The organism is Microbacterium hydrocarbonoxydans (assembly GCF_023715885.1).
Taxonomy (GTDB): Bacteria; Actinomycetota; Actinomycetes; order Actinomycetales; family Microbacteriaceae; genus Microbacterium; species Microbacterium hydrocarbonoxydans_C.
Window position 1 is genome coordinate 25,872 of sequence record NZ_JAMBOY010000001.1, and the last position, 15,312, is coordinate 41,183.

General features: G+C 69.7%; 16 protein-coding genes. 4 read left to right on the forward strand and 12 right to left on the reverse strand.

Translation table 11 applies throughout. From position 1 onward, the window contains the following. Positions 1-21 precede the first annotated feature (21 nt). Positions 22-1,860 (forward strand): DUF2207 domain-containing protein, encoded by a 1,839-nt coding sequence (locus M3195_RS00120; protein WP_251583961.1) that lies wholly within the window; start codon positions 22-24, stop codon positions 1,858-1,860. Positions 1,861-1,870: 10 nt separating this feature from the next. Here the strand turns inward: M3195_RS00120 and M3195_RS00125 are convergent, their stop codons facing one another. From M3195_RS00125 to hpt, 10 genes are all read right to left on the reverse strand, one after another. Further along, complete coding sequence (locus M3195_RS00125) at positions 1,871-2,575, reverse strand: DUF2520 domain-containing protein (protein WP_251583964.1); 705 nt, start codon at positions 2,573-2,575, stop codon at positions 1,871-1,873. Then, positions 2,568-4,589: a PH domain-containing protein gene (locus M3195_RS00130; protein WP_251583967.1), complete on the reverse strand. Its 2,022-nt coding sequence runs from the start codon at positions 4,587-4,589 to the stop codon at positions 2,568-2,570. Before M3195_RS00130 ends, M3195_RS00125 begins: the two co-directional genes overlap by 8 nt. Beyond that, positions 4,586-5,182: a PH domain-containing protein gene (locus M3195_RS00135; protein WP_251583975.1), complete on the reverse strand. Its 597-nt coding sequence runs from the start codon at positions 5,180-5,182 to the stop codon at positions 4,586-4,588. The genes M3195_RS00130 and M3195_RS00135 overlap by 4 nt, the downstream gene beginning before the upstream one ends. Then, positions 5,118-5,615 carry a DUF3180 domain-containing protein gene (locus M3195_RS00140; protein ID WP_251583976.1) on the reverse strand — a complete coding sequence of 166 codons (498 nt, stop codon included), beginning with the start codon at positions 5,613-5,615 and terminating at the stop codon, positions 5,118-5,120. Before M3195_RS00140 ends, M3195_RS00135 begins: the two co-directional genes overlap by 65 nt. Then, complete coding sequence (folK, locus tag M3195_RS00145; RefSeq protein WP_251583977.1) at positions 5,612-6,151, reverse strand: 2-amino-4-hydroxy-6-hydroxymethyldihydropteridine diphosphokinase; 540 nt, start codon at positions 6,149-6,151, stop codon at positions 5,612-5,614. Before folK ends, M3195_RS00140 begins: the two co-directional genes overlap by 4 nt. Next, a complete protein-coding gene (folB, locus tag M3195_RS00150) occupies positions 6,148-6,540 on the reverse strand; it encodes a dihydroneopterin aldolase (protein ID WP_251583978.1) in 393 nt (130 codons plus the stop codon). The genes folK and folB overlap by 4 nt, the downstream gene beginning before the upstream one ends. Before the next feature lie 3 nt (positions 6,541-6,543). Beyond that, complete coding sequence (gene folP / locus M3195_RS00155) at positions 6,544-7,347, reverse strand: dihydropteroate synthase (RefSeq protein ID WP_251583979.1); 804 nt, start codon at positions 7,345-7,347, stop codon at positions 6,544-6,546. Then, positions 7,344-7,946, reverse strand: coding sequence for a GTP cyclohydrolase I (gene folE / locus M3195_RS00160; RefSeq protein WP_251583980.1), 603 nt, complete (start codon positions 7,944-7,946; stop codon positions 7,344-7,346). The genes folP and folE overlap by 4 nt, the downstream gene beginning before the upstream one ends. Before the next feature lie 2 nt (positions 7,947-7,948). Next, positions 7,949-9,949, reverse strand: a complete 2,001-nt coding sequence (gene ftsH / locus M3195_RS00165) for an ATP-dependent zinc metalloprotease FtsH (protein ID WP_251583988.1) — start codon at positions 9,947-9,949, stop codon at positions 7,949-7,951. 67 nt (positions 9,950-10,016) lie between these two features. After that, positions 10,017-10,568: a hypoxanthine phosphoribosyltransferase gene (gene hpt / locus M3195_RS00170; protein ID WP_251583990.1), complete on the reverse strand. Its 552-nt coding sequence runs from the start codon at positions 10,566-10,568 to the stop codon at positions 10,017-10,019. 128 nt (positions 10,569-10,696) lie between these two features. Here hpt and M3195_RS00175 point away from each other — a divergent pair, with 128 nt between their 5' ends. Next, positions 10,697-11,239: a DUF937 domain-containing protein gene (locus M3195_RS00175; RefSeq protein WP_251583992.1), complete on the forward strand. Its 543-nt coding sequence runs from the start codon at positions 10,697-10,699 to the stop codon at positions 11,237-11,239. Between the two features lie 166 nt (positions 11,240-11,405). On the opposite strand, the gene tilS is transcribed toward M3195_RS00175, so the two are convergent. After that, the gene (gene tilS / locus M3195_RS00180; protein ID WP_251584002.1) at positions 11,406-12,392 is read right to left on the reverse strand and encodes a tRNA lysidine(34) synthetase TilS; all 987 of its coding nucleotides are present in this window, start codon (positions 12,390-12,392) and stop codon (positions 11,406-11,408) included. Positions 12,393-12,458: 66 nt separating this feature from the next. Between tilS and M3195_RS00185 the strand changes: the two genes are divergently transcribed. Next, positions 12,459-13,088, forward strand: coding sequence for a TMEM175 family protein (locus M3195_RS00185; protein WP_251584006.1), 630 nt, complete (start codon positions 12,459-12,461; stop codon positions 13,086-13,088). Between the two features lie 70 nt (positions 13,089-13,158). Further along, the gene (gene ppa / locus M3195_RS00190) at positions 13,159-13,650 is read left to right on the forward strand and encodes an inorganic diphosphatase (RefSeq protein WP_096713254.1); all 492 of its coding nucleotides are present in this window, start codon (positions 13,159-13,161) and stop codon (positions 13,648-13,650) included. A 78-nt stretch (positions 13,651-13,728) separates the two neighbouring features. On the opposite strand, the gene M3195_RS00195 is transcribed toward ppa, so the two are convergent. Beyond that, complete coding sequence (locus M3195_RS00195) at positions 13,729-15,111, reverse strand: peptidoglycan DD-metalloendopeptidase family protein (protein WP_251584008.1); 1,383 nt, start codon at positions 15,109-15,111, stop codon at positions 13,729-13,731. Between the last annotated feature and the right edge of the window lie 201 nt (positions 15,112-15,312).

The following is a 15,312-nucleotide window of genomic DNA, read 5'->3' on the forward strand; positions in this document are numbered from 1 at the left end:
GCGCAGGGGTAGCCTCGAAGCATGGCAGCCATCCGCTACGCCTCCGCCCTCGCCGCGATCGCGTTGGGCGGCGCGGTCGCTCTCGCACCGGCGTCCGCAGCATCGGCGGCCGTTGCACCGCACTCGTCCGAAGCGGCCCTCGCCGCAGTCGGGGCCGACGTCGACGACTTCTCGTACGCGTCGTGGGACGCCCGCTACGAGGTCGGTCTGGACGCCGAGGGGCGATCGCACATGCACGTCACCGAGACGTTGACCGCGCGCTTTCCCGACGCCGACCAGAACCGCGGCATCGTGCGGGGCCTGCCGACGAGCTACGAGAACGCCTGGGTCGATCCGCGGGTCCTCTCCGTCACCGACGAGCAGGGCGCGGCCGTGCCCTACGAGACGGACGAGGACGACGGCGTGCTGTACGTCCTGACGGGCGACGACGACTACGTGCGGGGTCTCACGACTTACGTCATCGAGTACGAGATGCGGGACGTCATGCTCGCCGCAGGGAACGGCGCCGACGAGTTCTACTGGGACCTCCTGCCGCTCGACAGCACACAGCCGATCGAGTCGTTCCAGGCCGAGATCGTCTTCGACCGCACACTGACCGAAGACCTCACCGGGAACGCCCGCTGCTACATCGGGTATTCGGGCTCCAGGGAAGAATGCCCGATCCTTCCCGGCTCCGACAGGTCGTCGTTCCGGGTGAATCAGGATTCGCTCGCTCCGGGCGAAGGCGTCACCGTCGCGATCGGATTCGAGGCCGGCACCGTGACGCAGCCCACGGCACGACAGCCGGACCCCGTGACGGACGTCGGGCCCGCGATCGCCGGACTCGCCGCGCTGGGCATCTCCGTCGCCGGCTGGTTCGCCGTGGGGTCGTTCCGTCGCGCACGACGGCGTGCGACGGACATCGTCGTCGCTCAGTACGACGTCCCCGACTCCCTGCCTCCCCTGCTGGCGGCGGCGATCGTCCCGGGCGCCAAAGATACGATTCCCGCCGAGATCGTGCATCTCGCCGTCCGCGGCACACTGCGGATCGAAGAAGGAGCGGATGCCGGGCAGCCCCGTCTGCGCCGGCTGCCCGGCTCGCGCATCCCCGACCAGCTCGACGTCGAGGCACTCGACGCCCTGTTCGCCGAGGCCGACTCCGACGGTGTGGCCGACCTGCCCTCGTCGAGCGAGACCTTCGCCGCACGCATGACCGCCCTCACGCAGCGGGGCACGGCGGAGGCCGCCGCCCGCGGACTGACGACGAAGGCGCGGAGTCGTGGGGCGATGATCCTGCAGGGGATCGCCATCGCCGTGGTGCTCGTCGGATTCGGAATCGGGCTGTTCGGGATCATCACTGGCAGGGTCTCCGCGATCCCGGCGTTCGTCGCCGTCGCGTTCGGCGTCGTGCTCGTGCTGATCTCGAGCTTCTACGCCTTCTCGAAGCACACCGTCCTCACACCGGAGGGCGCACGCGAGTACGAATACCTCGAGGGCGTTCGAGAGTTCATCCGCGTCGCCGATGCCGACCGTCTGCAGATGCTGCAGTCGTACTCGGGCGCCGATCGGCGTCAGGACGGTGGCGCAGACGTGATCGTCGTCTACGAGCGGCTGCTTCCGTACGCGATGCTCTTCGGCATGGAGGACGAGTGGGGCGCGGTGCTCGAGAAGGCATACGCCTCGGCCCAGCGCGGGGCCGGATGGATCGGCGACCCGACCTCGCCGTTCCTCCGCTCGCAGCTCGCCGCGTTCGCAGTCACCTCGCATGCGGCGGCGACGTATTCGGCACCGAGCGCGAGCATCTCGTCGAGCGCCGGCGGGTCGTTCGGCGGCGGGTTCTCGGGCGGCGGTGGAGGGGGCGGGTTCTCGGGCGGCCGCTGATCGATGCGCCTCAGAGCAGCGGAGACGGCCCGGAGGCGTCGCGCAACGCACGCTCGACGGTCGACTGCACGAGCGCCGAAAGGAACCCTCCGGCGTTCTCGACCCCGATCGCACTGAGGCGCGACGTCGACTGCGCGATGATCGAGCGAGAGAACTCGGTCGCCGTCTGGATCGCATCCGCGTACGCGGCCCGGTCGGCCTCGGCGATCACCACCGGTTCGCATCCCATCTCCACCGCGAGGGCCTGTGCGATCGGCAGCACCGCAGCCGGCGCGGTCACCGCCGCATAGCCGGCCTGCAGCCGACGCAGATCGATGGACGAGCCCGTGAACGTGATGGCCGGATGCACGGCCAGCGGGATCGCTCCTCGCTCCGCGGCGGGGCGCAGCACCTCGATCCCGTACCCGGGGTCGGTATGGAGGACGAGCTGCCCGACCTGCCAGCCGCCCACCTCGGCGATGCCGGCGACGAGCGATGGCAGTTGCTCGTGCGGAACGGCTACCACGACCAGCTCGCTGCGCCGCACCACCTCGAGCGCGTCGAGCACCGGCACGTCGGGGAGCACCGCTGACGCACGGTCGTCGTCCGATCCAGTCGTGATACCCGTGACCGCGTGACCGGCGCCCGCGAGAGCCGCCCCGATCACCGGACCGACGCGGCCGGCACCGATGATGCCGACGCCGAGTCGACCGTCGCGGTTCGCCGGATCACTCACCGTTCGACGCCGGGCGTGCGGGTGGGACCGGCGGCGGCGCGACCGGAGGTACCGGTGGCGGCATGACCGGCGGGGCGGGCGGGGGCACGACCGAAGGGCTTACCGCAGGCGGCGCGACCGGCGGCACCGGAGGCTGCGCGACCGGAGGCGGCGCGACCGGCGGAACCGGAGGCTGTCCCACGGGAGGCGGCGCGACCGACGGAACCGGAGGCTGCCCCGCGGCAGAGGGAGCGACCGGCGGGGCCGGCGGCTGTCCCCCCGGAGGCGGCGTCTCGGCCGCCGTGCGACCGGTTCCGTCGAGATCCGCCACGGCCGCGGCATCCGCGGCTTCGTACGCACCCCAGCGGTGGGTGTGGTCCATCGCCGCCGCCTGGGCCGCAGCTGTGCTCACGCCGTCGATCAGGAACAGGGCGTCGGGCATCTCGAGCGCCGAGATGTACCCGGTGATGATGCCCTGCACGGAGTGGATCTGCGCGCCGGAGACCCGCTGCGCGCGATCGATGGGACCCTGCGACAGCGAGACGCCCTGCAGACGAGCGAGGGGGAAGATCGCGAGCTTCCGCCAGATGACACCGCGACGCAGCAGCAGACCGAAGTCGGTGAGGAAGTAGCCCTGGCGCTTCCACGAGATCGGACGGCGCCACCACGCGCGGCGTGGCATGGTGCGGTACGGATCGCCCTCCGTCGGGCCGAGGATGCCGTGCTCCCAGACGAGCGGGATGTCGGAGACCGGCGCATCGGGCAGCACCAGGGAGAGCACCCGCTCGACGTCGGCGCGCTTGCCCACCGGGAGGACCACGTTGAACTGCTGAGCGCTGCCGGACTGCTGCTGCGCAGCGCTCTTGCCGCTCATGCGGTTGATCCGGACCGTCCACCACCCGAACGGCCGCCACAGCAGCGATTGCGACACCTCGACCGCGAAGATCCGCCCGGGCGGAAGCGTCTCGGTGACGGTCGTCAGCAGACCGTATGTGATGCGAACGCCGTCGGGCGTCGGCGCGATCGAGTAGCGCAGCGACTTCGAGATCTGCGCCCAGGTGATACCGACCACGGCGACCACGAGCGGAATGCCGATGCCGAGCCCGAGCCCGAGCCCGATGAAGCCGCCGAGCGGCTCGCCGTCGAGCACCGAACCGATCAGGATTCCGCCGAAGGCCACGAGGAAGATCACCCCGAAGAACACCAGCCAGAGCACGCTCGAGATGAGCTGCGAGCCGACGAGGCGTCCTGCCGGGATCTTGACCACGCTCTCCGGTTCGACATCGGCGAGATCCACGCCGCTGATGAGACCGTTGACGCCCTCGTTCATCGATCCGACGAGCTGGGCACGAGCCGTGGCGGGGGCCGAGCCCGCGGCATCCTCAGCCGGGTTCGACGCGCCGGTGACCGCCGACCGGCGAGCAGCGCGCGCACCGGACGCGAGACGGAGGATGTCGGCGCGCACCGACTCCGCGCGAGTCGTGGCGAGGTATTCGAGTTCGACGTTGGAGTCGGTGCCGGCTCCGACCACCTCGAGCTTCGCGAGCCCGATGATGCGCGCGGGGAACGGACGGGTGAGGTTCACGCCCTGCACCCGATCGAGTGGCGCGCGGCGATGCGAGCGGAAGACGATGCCCTTGCGCACCTCGACGTGGTCACCCGTGATGCGGAACTGGTGGAAGCGCCAGACGAACCAGAAGATCGCCACCAGCACGACGGCGAGTCCGAGCACGCCGAGCAGCACCACGAGGATCAGGTTGTTGGCGAGCACCCACTCGACCGGGTCCCCGCCGCCGTACTGGTCGTAGTGGGCTTCCTCGGGAGTGAACAGGTCGACGAACCACGCGATGAGGCGGTCGCGCAGGTTCGCGATCGCGATGCCGGCGACCACGATCAGCGCCAGCCCGCCTTTGAAGAGCGGGGTGAGCGGATGCATCCGGTGCCACTCGCCGTCGGCGAGGGTCGTCGCACCCGTCGCACGAGGGGGCGTGGACGCGGTGGGCGCGGCGGGCGGCGGGAGCTGCGGCTCGCTCACAGGCCGGTCCGGCGGGTCTCGGCGACCTCGATGAGCGTGTCGCGCAGCGCCTCCGCTGCGGCCTGCGTGAGACCGGGGATCTGCACCCCGGTGGTCGCCGCAGCCGTCACCATCTTCAGCTGCGTCACTCCGAACGCCCGGTCGAGCGGACCCTGCGTGATGTCGACGAGCTGCATGCGTCCGTAGGGCACGGCGATCATGCGCTGCCACAGGATGCCCTTGCGGAAGACGATGTCGTCATCGCGCAGCATGTAGCCGATCGCCTTCGCCTGGCGAGGGAGGATGATCAGGGTGATCAGGGTGATCAGCACGACCACGCCGGCGGGGATCCACGCCCATGTCTGGTCCAGGACGAGCGCGAGCACCGCCGCCGCGATCGCGACGATCGCGATGAAGATGACGTTCTGCACGATCTGCGACACGACGTACCTCGGCGAGATCTGGTGCCAGACGCCGTCGAGTTCGAGACGCGCCTCGCTGCGCACCGTGCGCAGCGCCGTGTAGGTGCCGGCGTCGAGGGCCGCGAGGTCAGTGACCTCCGCCGAGTTCAGCGGGGCCGGGGTCCCCGGCTCGGTCTCTGGGTTCTGAGTCATCAGGATCCTTCGGCAGTGTGCAGAACTGTTCGGCGACGAGCGCGGCGACAGCGAGCACGACCGCACTCCCGATCAGCGCCAGCATCGCCACAGTCGACCCTACCGGGGGATCAACCGGCCGCGACAGGAGGAACACGAGCAGCCCGGCGCCGAAGCCGGCCATGATCGCCCCGAGCAGACTCGACGCCCGCGCGAGGGTCACGGCCCTCGTCGCGCGGAACGGGTCGATGCGGATCCCCTTGCGCACACTCGCGCGCACCGGCCAGGCGAGCGACAGCGCGGCTGCTGCGATCAGCAGAAGCAGCAGCGGGAGCAGGAGCGACGGCGTGAAGGTCAGGCGTCCCATCACGGTGAGCACATGGTCGAGCAGGAAGCCCGCGCCGGTCGCCAGCAGCGCGAGGACGACGAGCACGCCGATCGACGTGCGCTTCATCCGTCACCCCGGTCGCGGAGAGCCGCGGCGAGGTCGGCCACGCGACCATGGCCGGGGAGCACCGCGTCGGCGTCGAGGTCGAGCCACGGGTCGAGCACGAAGAGCCGCTCGGCGGCGCGCGGATGCGGCAGCTGCATCGCCTCGGCATCCGATGTCTCATCGCCGTAGGCGATCAGGTCGAGGTCGAGAGTGCGGTCGCCCCAGCGCACGTGACGCTCGCGTCCGTTCTCGTCCTCGATCGCATGCAGCATGCCGAGCAGCACCGATGGCGCGAGGCGCGTCGTCACCAGAGCGACCGCGTTCACGTACGCGGGAGCCTCGGGGTGCGGGCCGTCGAGTCGCACCGCGACGGTTTCGTGAAGCGGCGACAGCTGCACCTCCGACACGAGCGGAAGGCGGGCGATGCGCGCAGCGGCGGCGCGGATCGTCTCCTCACGATCTCCGAGGTTCGCCCCGAGCGCGACGACGGCGACGGTCTCGGAGCGCGGCGCGCGGGGTCCGGGCAGGTTCGGCGGGATGGTCAGGTTGCGGCTCACGGCGTGACCTCCTCGGCGGGATGCCGACGTGCGCGATGCACGGTCACGGAGACGTCGGCGAACGTCAGCGGGATGGGAGCATGCGGCTTGTGCACGGTCACCGTCACAGTGTGCACGCGCTGGTCGTCGAGCGCGACCTCGGCGATGCGCTCGGCCAGTGTCTCGATGAGATTCACCGGATCTCCGGCGACCACCGCGGCGATCCGCTCCGCCAACTCGCCGTAGTGCACGGTGTCTGCGACGTCGTCGGATGCGGCGGCGTCGCCCAACGGCATCCGGAGGCGCACGTCGATCGTGAACTCCTGTCCGTCGCGGCGCTCGTGGTCGTAGACGCCGTGTCGGCCGAAGACCGTGAGTCCCGTGAGGGCGATCTCGTCGAGCTCGGTCATGGCTCAGCCCTCCCAGGCGCGGGCGACGGCGAGGGCGTCGCGGGTGGCTTCGACGTGGTGCACGCGCACGGCCCATGCGCCGGCGCGCATGGCGAGTGCGCTCGTCACGGCCGTCGCGAGGTCGCGCCGGCGCTCGCTGACCGAGCCTTCGTCGTCGGCTTGGAGGGTGTCGGCGAGGAACCGCTTGCGCGACGTGCCGACGAGCACGCGGGGACCCAGCGCGACGATCTCGTCGAGTCCGCGCAGCACCTCCCAGTTCTGCGCGCCTGCCTTCGCGAAGCCGATGCCGGGGTCGAGGATGATCCGCGACGGCGCGATGCCCGCGGCGGCGGCCTCACCCATCCGCTCCTGCAGTTCGCCGGCGACCTCGCGGGCGACACGGTGATATTCGGCCCGTGCGTACATGTCGTCGGAGAAGCCGCGCCAGTGGCCGATCGCGTAGTCGGCTCCGGATGCCGCGACGACGCCGCGCATGTCGGGATCGGCCAGGCCGCCCGACACGTCGTTGACGATCCGCGCTCCTGCCCGCACCGCGGCGTCGGCCGTGGCGGCGTTGATCGTATCGATGCTCACGGGCACTCCGGCATCGACGAGGCGCTCGATCACGGGGATCACCCGCTGCTGCTCGACCTCGGCACCGACGCGCTCGGCGCCCGGTCTGGTCGACTCGCCGCCGACGTCGAGCACCGTGGCTCCCTCGGCGCGCAGCCGGAGACCGTGCTCGACGGCCCGATCCACCTCGAGGTAGCGTCCGCCGTCGCTGAACGAGTCCGGCGTGACGTTGACGATGCCCCAGATGCCTGTCATGCGCGCGATGCTCCGGTCGACGCGCCGATCAGGGCGATGAGCTCGGCACGGGCGACGGCGTCGGCGTACTCGCCGCGCGCCGCGATCGTGAGGGTCGACGCCTCGGGCTGTCGTCCGCCGCGCATCGTCACGCAGCCGTGGCTGGCGTCGAGCACGACGAGCACGCCGCGGGCGTCGAGGTTCTCGGCGATCACGTCGGCGATCTGCTCGCCGAGGCGCTCCTGCACCTGGGGTCGCGTCGCGAGGATCTCGACGACGCGCACGAGCGCCCCGAGCCCGACGACCTGCTCACCGGGGAGATAGGCGATGTGCGCGTGCCCGGCGAAGGGCAGCAGGTGGTGCTCGCACACCGACCGGAAGCGGATGTCGCGCAGCAGCACGGCACCCGAGGGAAGAGTGTCGGGGGCCGGGCCGCGCGAGACGCTGATGGTTCGCGCGAGGGGCGCCGCGGCATCCTCGCCGACGCCGGCGAAGAACTCCGAGTACAGGTCGGCCATACGCGCGGGCGTCTGCCGGAGCCCCGGGCGGTCGGGGTCTTCTCCGATCGCCTCGAGGAGCTCACGCGTGAGCCGCTCGATCCGCGTCCTGTCGACGCTCACGGTCAGGCCGTCGCGGGGCGCGGGTTGGTCGCGGTCGAGGGGCCCTGCTGCGTGCGCGGCGCGACGGACGGCTCCTCGACGGAGGCGGCGACCGGCACGACCTTCTTCGGCACCTCGATGGGCGGCACGTCCGACACCGGACGGTCTTCGCTCGACAGCCAGAGCGGACGCTCGGGCAGCTTGCGCACCTCGGTGAAGATCTCCGCGATCTGATTGTGATCGAGGGTCTCCTCCTCGAGCAGCGCGAGCGCGAGACGGTCGAGGATGTCGCGGTTGTCGCTGATCACCTGGTAGGCCTCGTCATGCGCCTGCTCGATGAGCGCGCGCACCTCGGTGTCGACTCGCTCGGCGACCTTCTCCGAGTACTCGCGCCCGCGACCCATGTCGCGGGCCACGAACATGTCGCCCCCCTCGGATCCGAGCTTGACCGGGCCGACCTCGGTCGTCATGCCGTACTCGATGACCATCTTTCGGGCGATCGACGTCGCCTTCTCGATGTCGTTCGATGCGCCGGTCGTCGGGTCATGGAAGACGATCTCTTCGGCGACGCGCCCACCCATCGCGTAGGTGAGCTGGTCCTGCAGCTCGTTGCGCGTCACGGAGTACTTGTCGTCGAGCGGCAGCACCATCGTGTAGCCGAGCGCCTTGCCGCGGGGCAGGATCGTGATCTTCGTCACCGGGTCGGTGTAGTTCATCGCGGCCGCGGCGAGCGCGTGACCGCCCTCGTGGTACGCCGTGATGAGACGCTCGCGGTCCTTCATGACGCGGGTGCGTCGCTGCGGACCGGCGATGACGCGGTCGATCGCCTCGTCGAGCGCACGGTTGTCGATCAGCTGGGCGTTCGAGCGGGCCGTGAGCAGCGCGGCCTCGTTGAGCACGTTCGCGAGGTCGGCGCCGGTGAAGCCGGGGGTCTTGCGGGCGACCACCTCGAGGTCGACGCTCTTCGACAGCGGCTTGCCCTTGCTGTGCACCTCGAGGATCTTCTGACGACCCTTGAGGTCGGGCGCGTCGACGCCGATCTGACGGTCGAAGCGACCGGGACGCAGCAGCGCGGGGTCGAGGATGTCCGGACGGTTCGTCGCCGCGATCACGATCACGTTCGCGTTCGGGTCGAAGCCGTCCATCTCGACCAGCATCTGGTTGAGCGTCTGTTCGCGCTCGTCGTTGCCGCCGCCCATGCCAGCACCGCGATGACGGCCGACCGCGTCGATCTCGTCGATGAAGATGATGGCCGGCGCGTTCTCCTTGGCCTGGTTGAACAGGTCGCGGACTCGCGAGGCACCGACGCCGACGAACATCTCGACGAAGTCCGATCCGGAGATCGAGTAGAACGGTGCGCCCGCCTCGCCGGCGACCGCGCGGGCGAGCAACGTCTTACCCGTTCCCGGAGGGCCGTACAGGAGCACACCCTTCGGGATGCGGGCGCCGATGGCCTGGAACTTGGCGGGGTCCTGCAGGAACTCCTTGATCTCGTGCAGCTCCTCGATGGCCTCGTCTGCACCGGCGACGTCGGCGAAGGTGACCGTCGGGGTCTCCTTGTTGACGAGCTTCGCCTTCGACTTGCCGAACTGCATGACCTTGCCCCCGCCGCCCTGCATCGACGACAGCAGCCACCAGAACAGGAGGCCGAGCAGCACGAGCGGGAGCAGCAGAGACAGGATGCCGTCGAACCACGTCGCACGCGGCACGCTGTCGTTGAAGCCGTCCTTCGGGTCGGCGGCGTTGATGGCGGTGACGACCTCGTCGGCGCGCGCCTCGACGTAGTAGAACTGGACCTTCTCGGAGCCCTCGAACGCCTTCGACAGCGTCATGTCGACGCGCTGGTCTCCGTCGGTCGTCACGACCTCGGTCACGGTGTCGCCGCCCAGCAGCTCCAGACCCTGTTGCGTGGTGATCTGCTTGGGGGCGCCGAGGTTCGAGATCAGCAGGAATCCGCCGAACAGCAGCAGACCGATCAGGGCGACGTAGATCAGCGGGTTCCGCGTGAGCTTCTTGACATCCATGGTCGGATCAGCGTATCGCGCGAGCCCTAGGTGACCGCTGTGCGTTCACCCACGGCGTACCGCCCGCTCAGGAGTAGACGTGCGGCGCCAGCACGGCGACGTCGCGGAGGTTCCGGTAGCGCTCGTCGTAGTCGAGTCCGTAGCCGACGACGAAGTCGGTGGGGATGTCGAAGCCGACGTACTTGCAGTCGATCTCGACCTTGGCCGCCTCCGGCTTGCGCAGCAGGGCGAGCACCTCGATCGACGCGGCGCCGCGCGATCCGAAGTTCTCGAGCAGCCAGCTCAGCGTCAGGCCGGAGTCGATGATGTCCTCGACGATGAGCACGTGCTTGCCGTTGAGGTCGGTGTCGAGGTCTTTGCGGATCTGCACGACGCCGCTCGACTTCGTGCTCGCGCCGTAGCTCGACACGGCCATCCAGTCCATCGGGGCGTGGAACGGCAGCGCCCTGGCGAAGTCGGCCATCACCATCACGGCGCCCTTGAGTACTCCGACGAGGATGAGATCCTTGCCCGCGTAGTCCTCCGCCACTTGTGCGGCGAGCTCGTCCAGCTTCGCGACGATCTCCTCCTCGGTGACGAGGATCTGTGCAAGGTCGTCCTGGATCTCCGCGGCGCGCATGGATCGATTTTAGGCGACGCGATCGGATGCTCCGACCGACGGCGTCCTCCACACCCTCCCCTCTGTGCCTCGGCGCGCACTACCCTGGGCGGTGACACGGGCGTGCGCCCCTGATGGAAGGAATCCTCATGGCCCTCGACGACATCCTGAAGCAGGTCCCGATCGACGACGTCGCCGCGAAGCTCGGCGTCTCGCACGACGAGGCGAAGGTCGCGGTCGAGCAGGGCGGAGCGGTGCTGCTCAGCGGGCTCGCCAAGAACGCCTCGACGTCGGAGGGGTCATCGGCGATCGAGAACGCGCTGGAGCGGCACAAGGGCAAAGCCCCGGCGAAGAGGGTCGACGACATCGATCAGAACGACGGCGGGAAGATCGTGTCGCACATCCTCGGCGCGGACGAGAAGAAGGTCACGAAGAAGCTCAACGACTCGAAGGAGACCGCGGGCATCGATTTCGGGAAGCTGCTACCGATCCTCGCGCCCATCGTCATGGGACTCATCGCGAACGCGACGAAGAGCAAGGACACCACCGCAGGCAGTCAGACGCAGACGGGCGGCGGGGGTCTCGGCGATGTGATCGGCGGACTGCTCGGCGGCGGCTCGAGCTCCGGCGGCTCGGGCGGCGTCGGCGACCTGCTCGGCGGCGTGCTGGGCGGCCTCTTCGGCAAGAAGTAGGACGCGGAACCCCGTGGCGGCGCGAGCCCGCGGGTCGTAGCGCGTTTCGTCTCGGTCGCTGCGCTCCCTCGCTCAACGACCCGTGGAACGACGGTGGAGCGAGACGAAACGCCTCAACGACCCGAGGACCGACGGTCGTTGAGCGAGCGGAGCGAGACGAAACGCGTCAGCGGGCCGTGAACACGATCCGCCCGCCGACGCGCCGCGCGGAGCATCCGGGCAGATCGATCGGTCCCTGACCCGCCCAGTCGGTCGCGAGCCGCGCGACCTCGACTGTCTGCACACGGCTGAGGCTGGCACCGAACTCGCTGTCGACGACGAGGCGGATGATGCGGTTGCGCAGCGCGGCGGGGTTCGCGGCGAGCGCGGCGGCGCTGACCGAGATGCCCGCCTCGGCGTGCTCGACGATGTCCTCGATCGTCTCGTGGATCATCTCGTCGAACGCCTCCGCGTCCTCCCGCAGCTGCTCGGCGGTGCGGGCGAGCGCCTCGGCGACACCGGGTCCGAGTTCGGCTTCGAGGACCGGCAGCACCCGGTCGCGTACCCGCACCCGGGCGAACCGCACATCGGCATTGTGCGGGTCGTCCCACGCCTCGAGCGCGGATGCCGCGCAGAACGCGCGCGTCGTCTCGCGGCGCACGCCCAGCAGCGGCCGGATCCAGCGGAGTCCTTCGTCATCCACACGGACCGGAGCCATGCCCTGCAGACTCGCCGCGCCCGACCCCCTGGCCAGTCCGAGCAGCACGGTCTCCGCCTGATCGTCGAGCGTGTGCCCGAGCAGTACGGCCGCCGCACCGGCATCCGCCGCCGCATCCGCGAGGACCCGATAGCGGGCGTCACGGGCCGCGGCTTCCGGTCCGCCCTCCCCACCGACCTCGACGCGCACGACCAGGGCGCCGAGGCCGAGCGCGTCCGCTGCCTCCGCCGCGCGGCGAGCGACGGCATCCGACCCGTCCTGGAGTCCGTGGTCGACCGTGAGCGTTCCTGCTCGCAGACCGAGCTTCGGGGCTTCGAATGCGGTCGCAGCCGCGAGCGCGAGGGAGTCGGCTCCGCCGGACAGGGCGACGACCACCGTCGATCCCTCGGGCAGATCGACGAGCGCGGTGCGCACAGCAAGGCGGGTCTGAGCGATGGAGGCAGGGAGCGACGGCACGGTCCCACGGTAGACGACGGATGCTCCGCCCTTCCGCCCCGCCCGCGTCGGCCATAGCCTGTTGCCGTGTCCTCAGAGCCCGCCGTCGTCCGCCTGAATCCCGAGCGCTTCACCGCCTTCGTCGACGCCGTCGTCGCGATCGCCATGACGCTCCTCATCCTGCCTCTGATGGAATCCGTGTCCGACGCGGCGAGCGGGAAGCTCACCACCGCAGACTTCTTCCACGAGCACCACGGGCAGCTCGCGAGTTTCGCGCTGAGCTTCCTTCTGATCGCCTCGTTCTGGACGGAGCATCACCGCGTGTACAGCCGCGTGCTCCGCATCACGACCCCGCTGATCTGGATCAACATCGTCTGGCTGTTCACGATCGTGTGGCTGCCGGTCGCGACAGCCATGATCGGACAGATGCCGGCGGATGCGCTGCAGAGGGTCGTCTACATCGGCACTCTGATCGCTACGCAGCTCACGACGCTCGCGGCCAAGTGGTACTTCCTCCGGCATCCGCACCTCAGCGACTTCTCGAGCACATGGCTGCAGAGCGGTGTCGCCGGCGATGCGGCATCCGCCACGCTGTTCCTCATCGCGCTGGCGATCTCGATCCTCTTCCCCGGCATCGGCTATGTGGCGCTGTTCCTGCTCCTGCTGACGTCACCCCTGGCGCGCCTCCTGCACCGGGCCTTCGCCAGGAAGTCCTGACGGGTGCTGATGGAGGCGCGCGGGTAGGCTGGTACGCGGCATCCACCCGTCTTTTCCAAGGAGCACACGCATGGGCGCACACGACGCCGTCATCGAGATCCCGCGCGGCAGCCGCGTGAAGTACGAAGTCGACCACGAGACCGGGCGAGTGCACCTCGACCGCGTTCTCTACACGACCTTCGGCTACCCGGCCGACTACGGCTACTTCGACAACACGCTCGGCGAGGACGGCGACCCGCTCGACGTGCTCGTGCTCCTCGACCACGCCATCTATCCGGGCGTCGTCGTCGAGGTGCGTCCCGTGGCCGTGCTCAAGATGAGCGACGAGGCCGGCGGCGACGACAAGCTGGTCGCTGTGCTGTCGAAGGACCCGCGCTGGGCGCACATCCAGGACATCGACGACATCGCCGAGTACACGAAGAAGGAGATCGCGCACTTCTTCGAGCACTACAAGGACCTCGAGCCCAACAAGTGGGTCAAGGTCGACGAGTGGGGCAATGCCGCCGAGGCGCAGCGCATCCTCGACGAGGCGATCGCCCGTTTCGGCGAGCAGGGTCACTGACGCCGCATCGTCGGTCACGACGTGAAGACCCCCGGTCCGCTCCGCGGCCGGGGGTCTTCTTCGTTCAGCGCGTGCGGGTCAGACGGAGATGCCGCGGTCGGCCATGAACGCCGTCGGGTTGACGTAGCCGCCGTTGTGATAGACCTCGAAGTGCAGGTGGCAGCCGACGGATGCCCCGGTGTTGCCGGCGTAGGCGATGACCTGTCCGGAGTTCACCCACTGGCCGCTGCGTACCGCGAAGCCGCCGTTGCGGATGTGCGCGTAGCCGGTGGCGATTCCCCCACCGTGCTGAATGCGGATGTAGTTGCCGTAGTTGCCGTTCGGCCCGGCGTAATCCACCGTGCCGGACTGAGCGGCGTAGATGGCTGCACCGCAGCCGTTAGCGAGGTCGACGCCGAAGTGGTTTGCCGAGCACGTGGGGCACGGGCGGGGGCGGGGGCCGAAGCCGGCGCTGCGATGCCCGCCGTGCGGACGGACCCAACCGCCGGAGCCCGGGGACCCGCCGGTGCCTCCGCCTCCGCCGCCGCCTCCGCCGGAGTTCGCCGCCGCAGCGGCCGCGGCCGCTGCTTCGGCTGCTTCGCGCCGCTTGCGCTCCTCCTCGGCGACCCGCACGCCCTCCTGGTAGCCGGCGACGGTCGTGGCTGTCTGGTCCTTGAGCGCGGCCAGCTGCGCCTGCATCGTGGCGAGGTTGGCCGTCTGCTCGTCGAGTGCCGCCTGAGCCGCCGCAGCCGCTTCCTGCGCCGCGATCATCTTCTGCTCGGCGATCTGCTGCAGCCGATCACGCTCGTCGCGCGCCACCTTGGCCTGATCGCTGAGCGACTGGGCCGAGTTGCGAGCGGCGACGGCGTTGTCGTACATCGTCTGGTTGTACTGGTAGACCTTGTCCATCGACCCGAGTCGGGACAGCAGGTCGTCGACGTCATCCGCCGACTCGGAGAAGAAGAGCTGCAGGGCGGTGTCGTCGCCGCCGTTGCGGTACAGCTGTGCGGCGAGCTGGGCCGCCTTGTGCGTTGCCTCGTCGGCGACGAGCGCCTGCGCGTCGGCCTGAGCCTGCAGAGCGTCCGCTGCGGCGATCGCCTCGAAATACGCCTGCTGGGCGGCGTAGTACTCGTTTCCCGCCAGCTCGGCGGCGGCCTGCGTGTCAGCGACCTTCTGCGTGAGCGACTGGATCAGTCCCTCGATGCGGGTGACCTCGGCCGCCTTCGCGTTCTGGTTGCTCATGGCCCGCTGCACGTCGTCCCAGCTCGGATACGTCGCGGCATAGGCGGCGGATGTCGTCGCGCCGATGCCGAACGCGCTGAGCGCGACGACGCCGAGAGCACCGAGCCCGAGGCCGAGCGCGCCGCGGCGGCTGACGGAATCCTTCGACCAGAAGGCGCGGCTCTCAGCGGACGTGGGCGCGCAGCCGCAGTCGTCGGACGCCAAAAGGCCCGCATCCTGGGGGAGATGCTTGTCGTTCACGCGGCCCCTTCCGCCGGTTTCACAGATGCCACACTAACAACAACTTTCACACCAGCAACAGAGCCGGATCGGAACGCGGGCGCAGTTCAGCGTCCCCCATCGTCCTACCGAACACGCCCGGGACGTGGGCGGCGCGCCCTCGATTCGCAATTTGCCTGAGCGATCCCTTATGCTTGAGCGTCGGCAAGGAAGTCCCCCGGG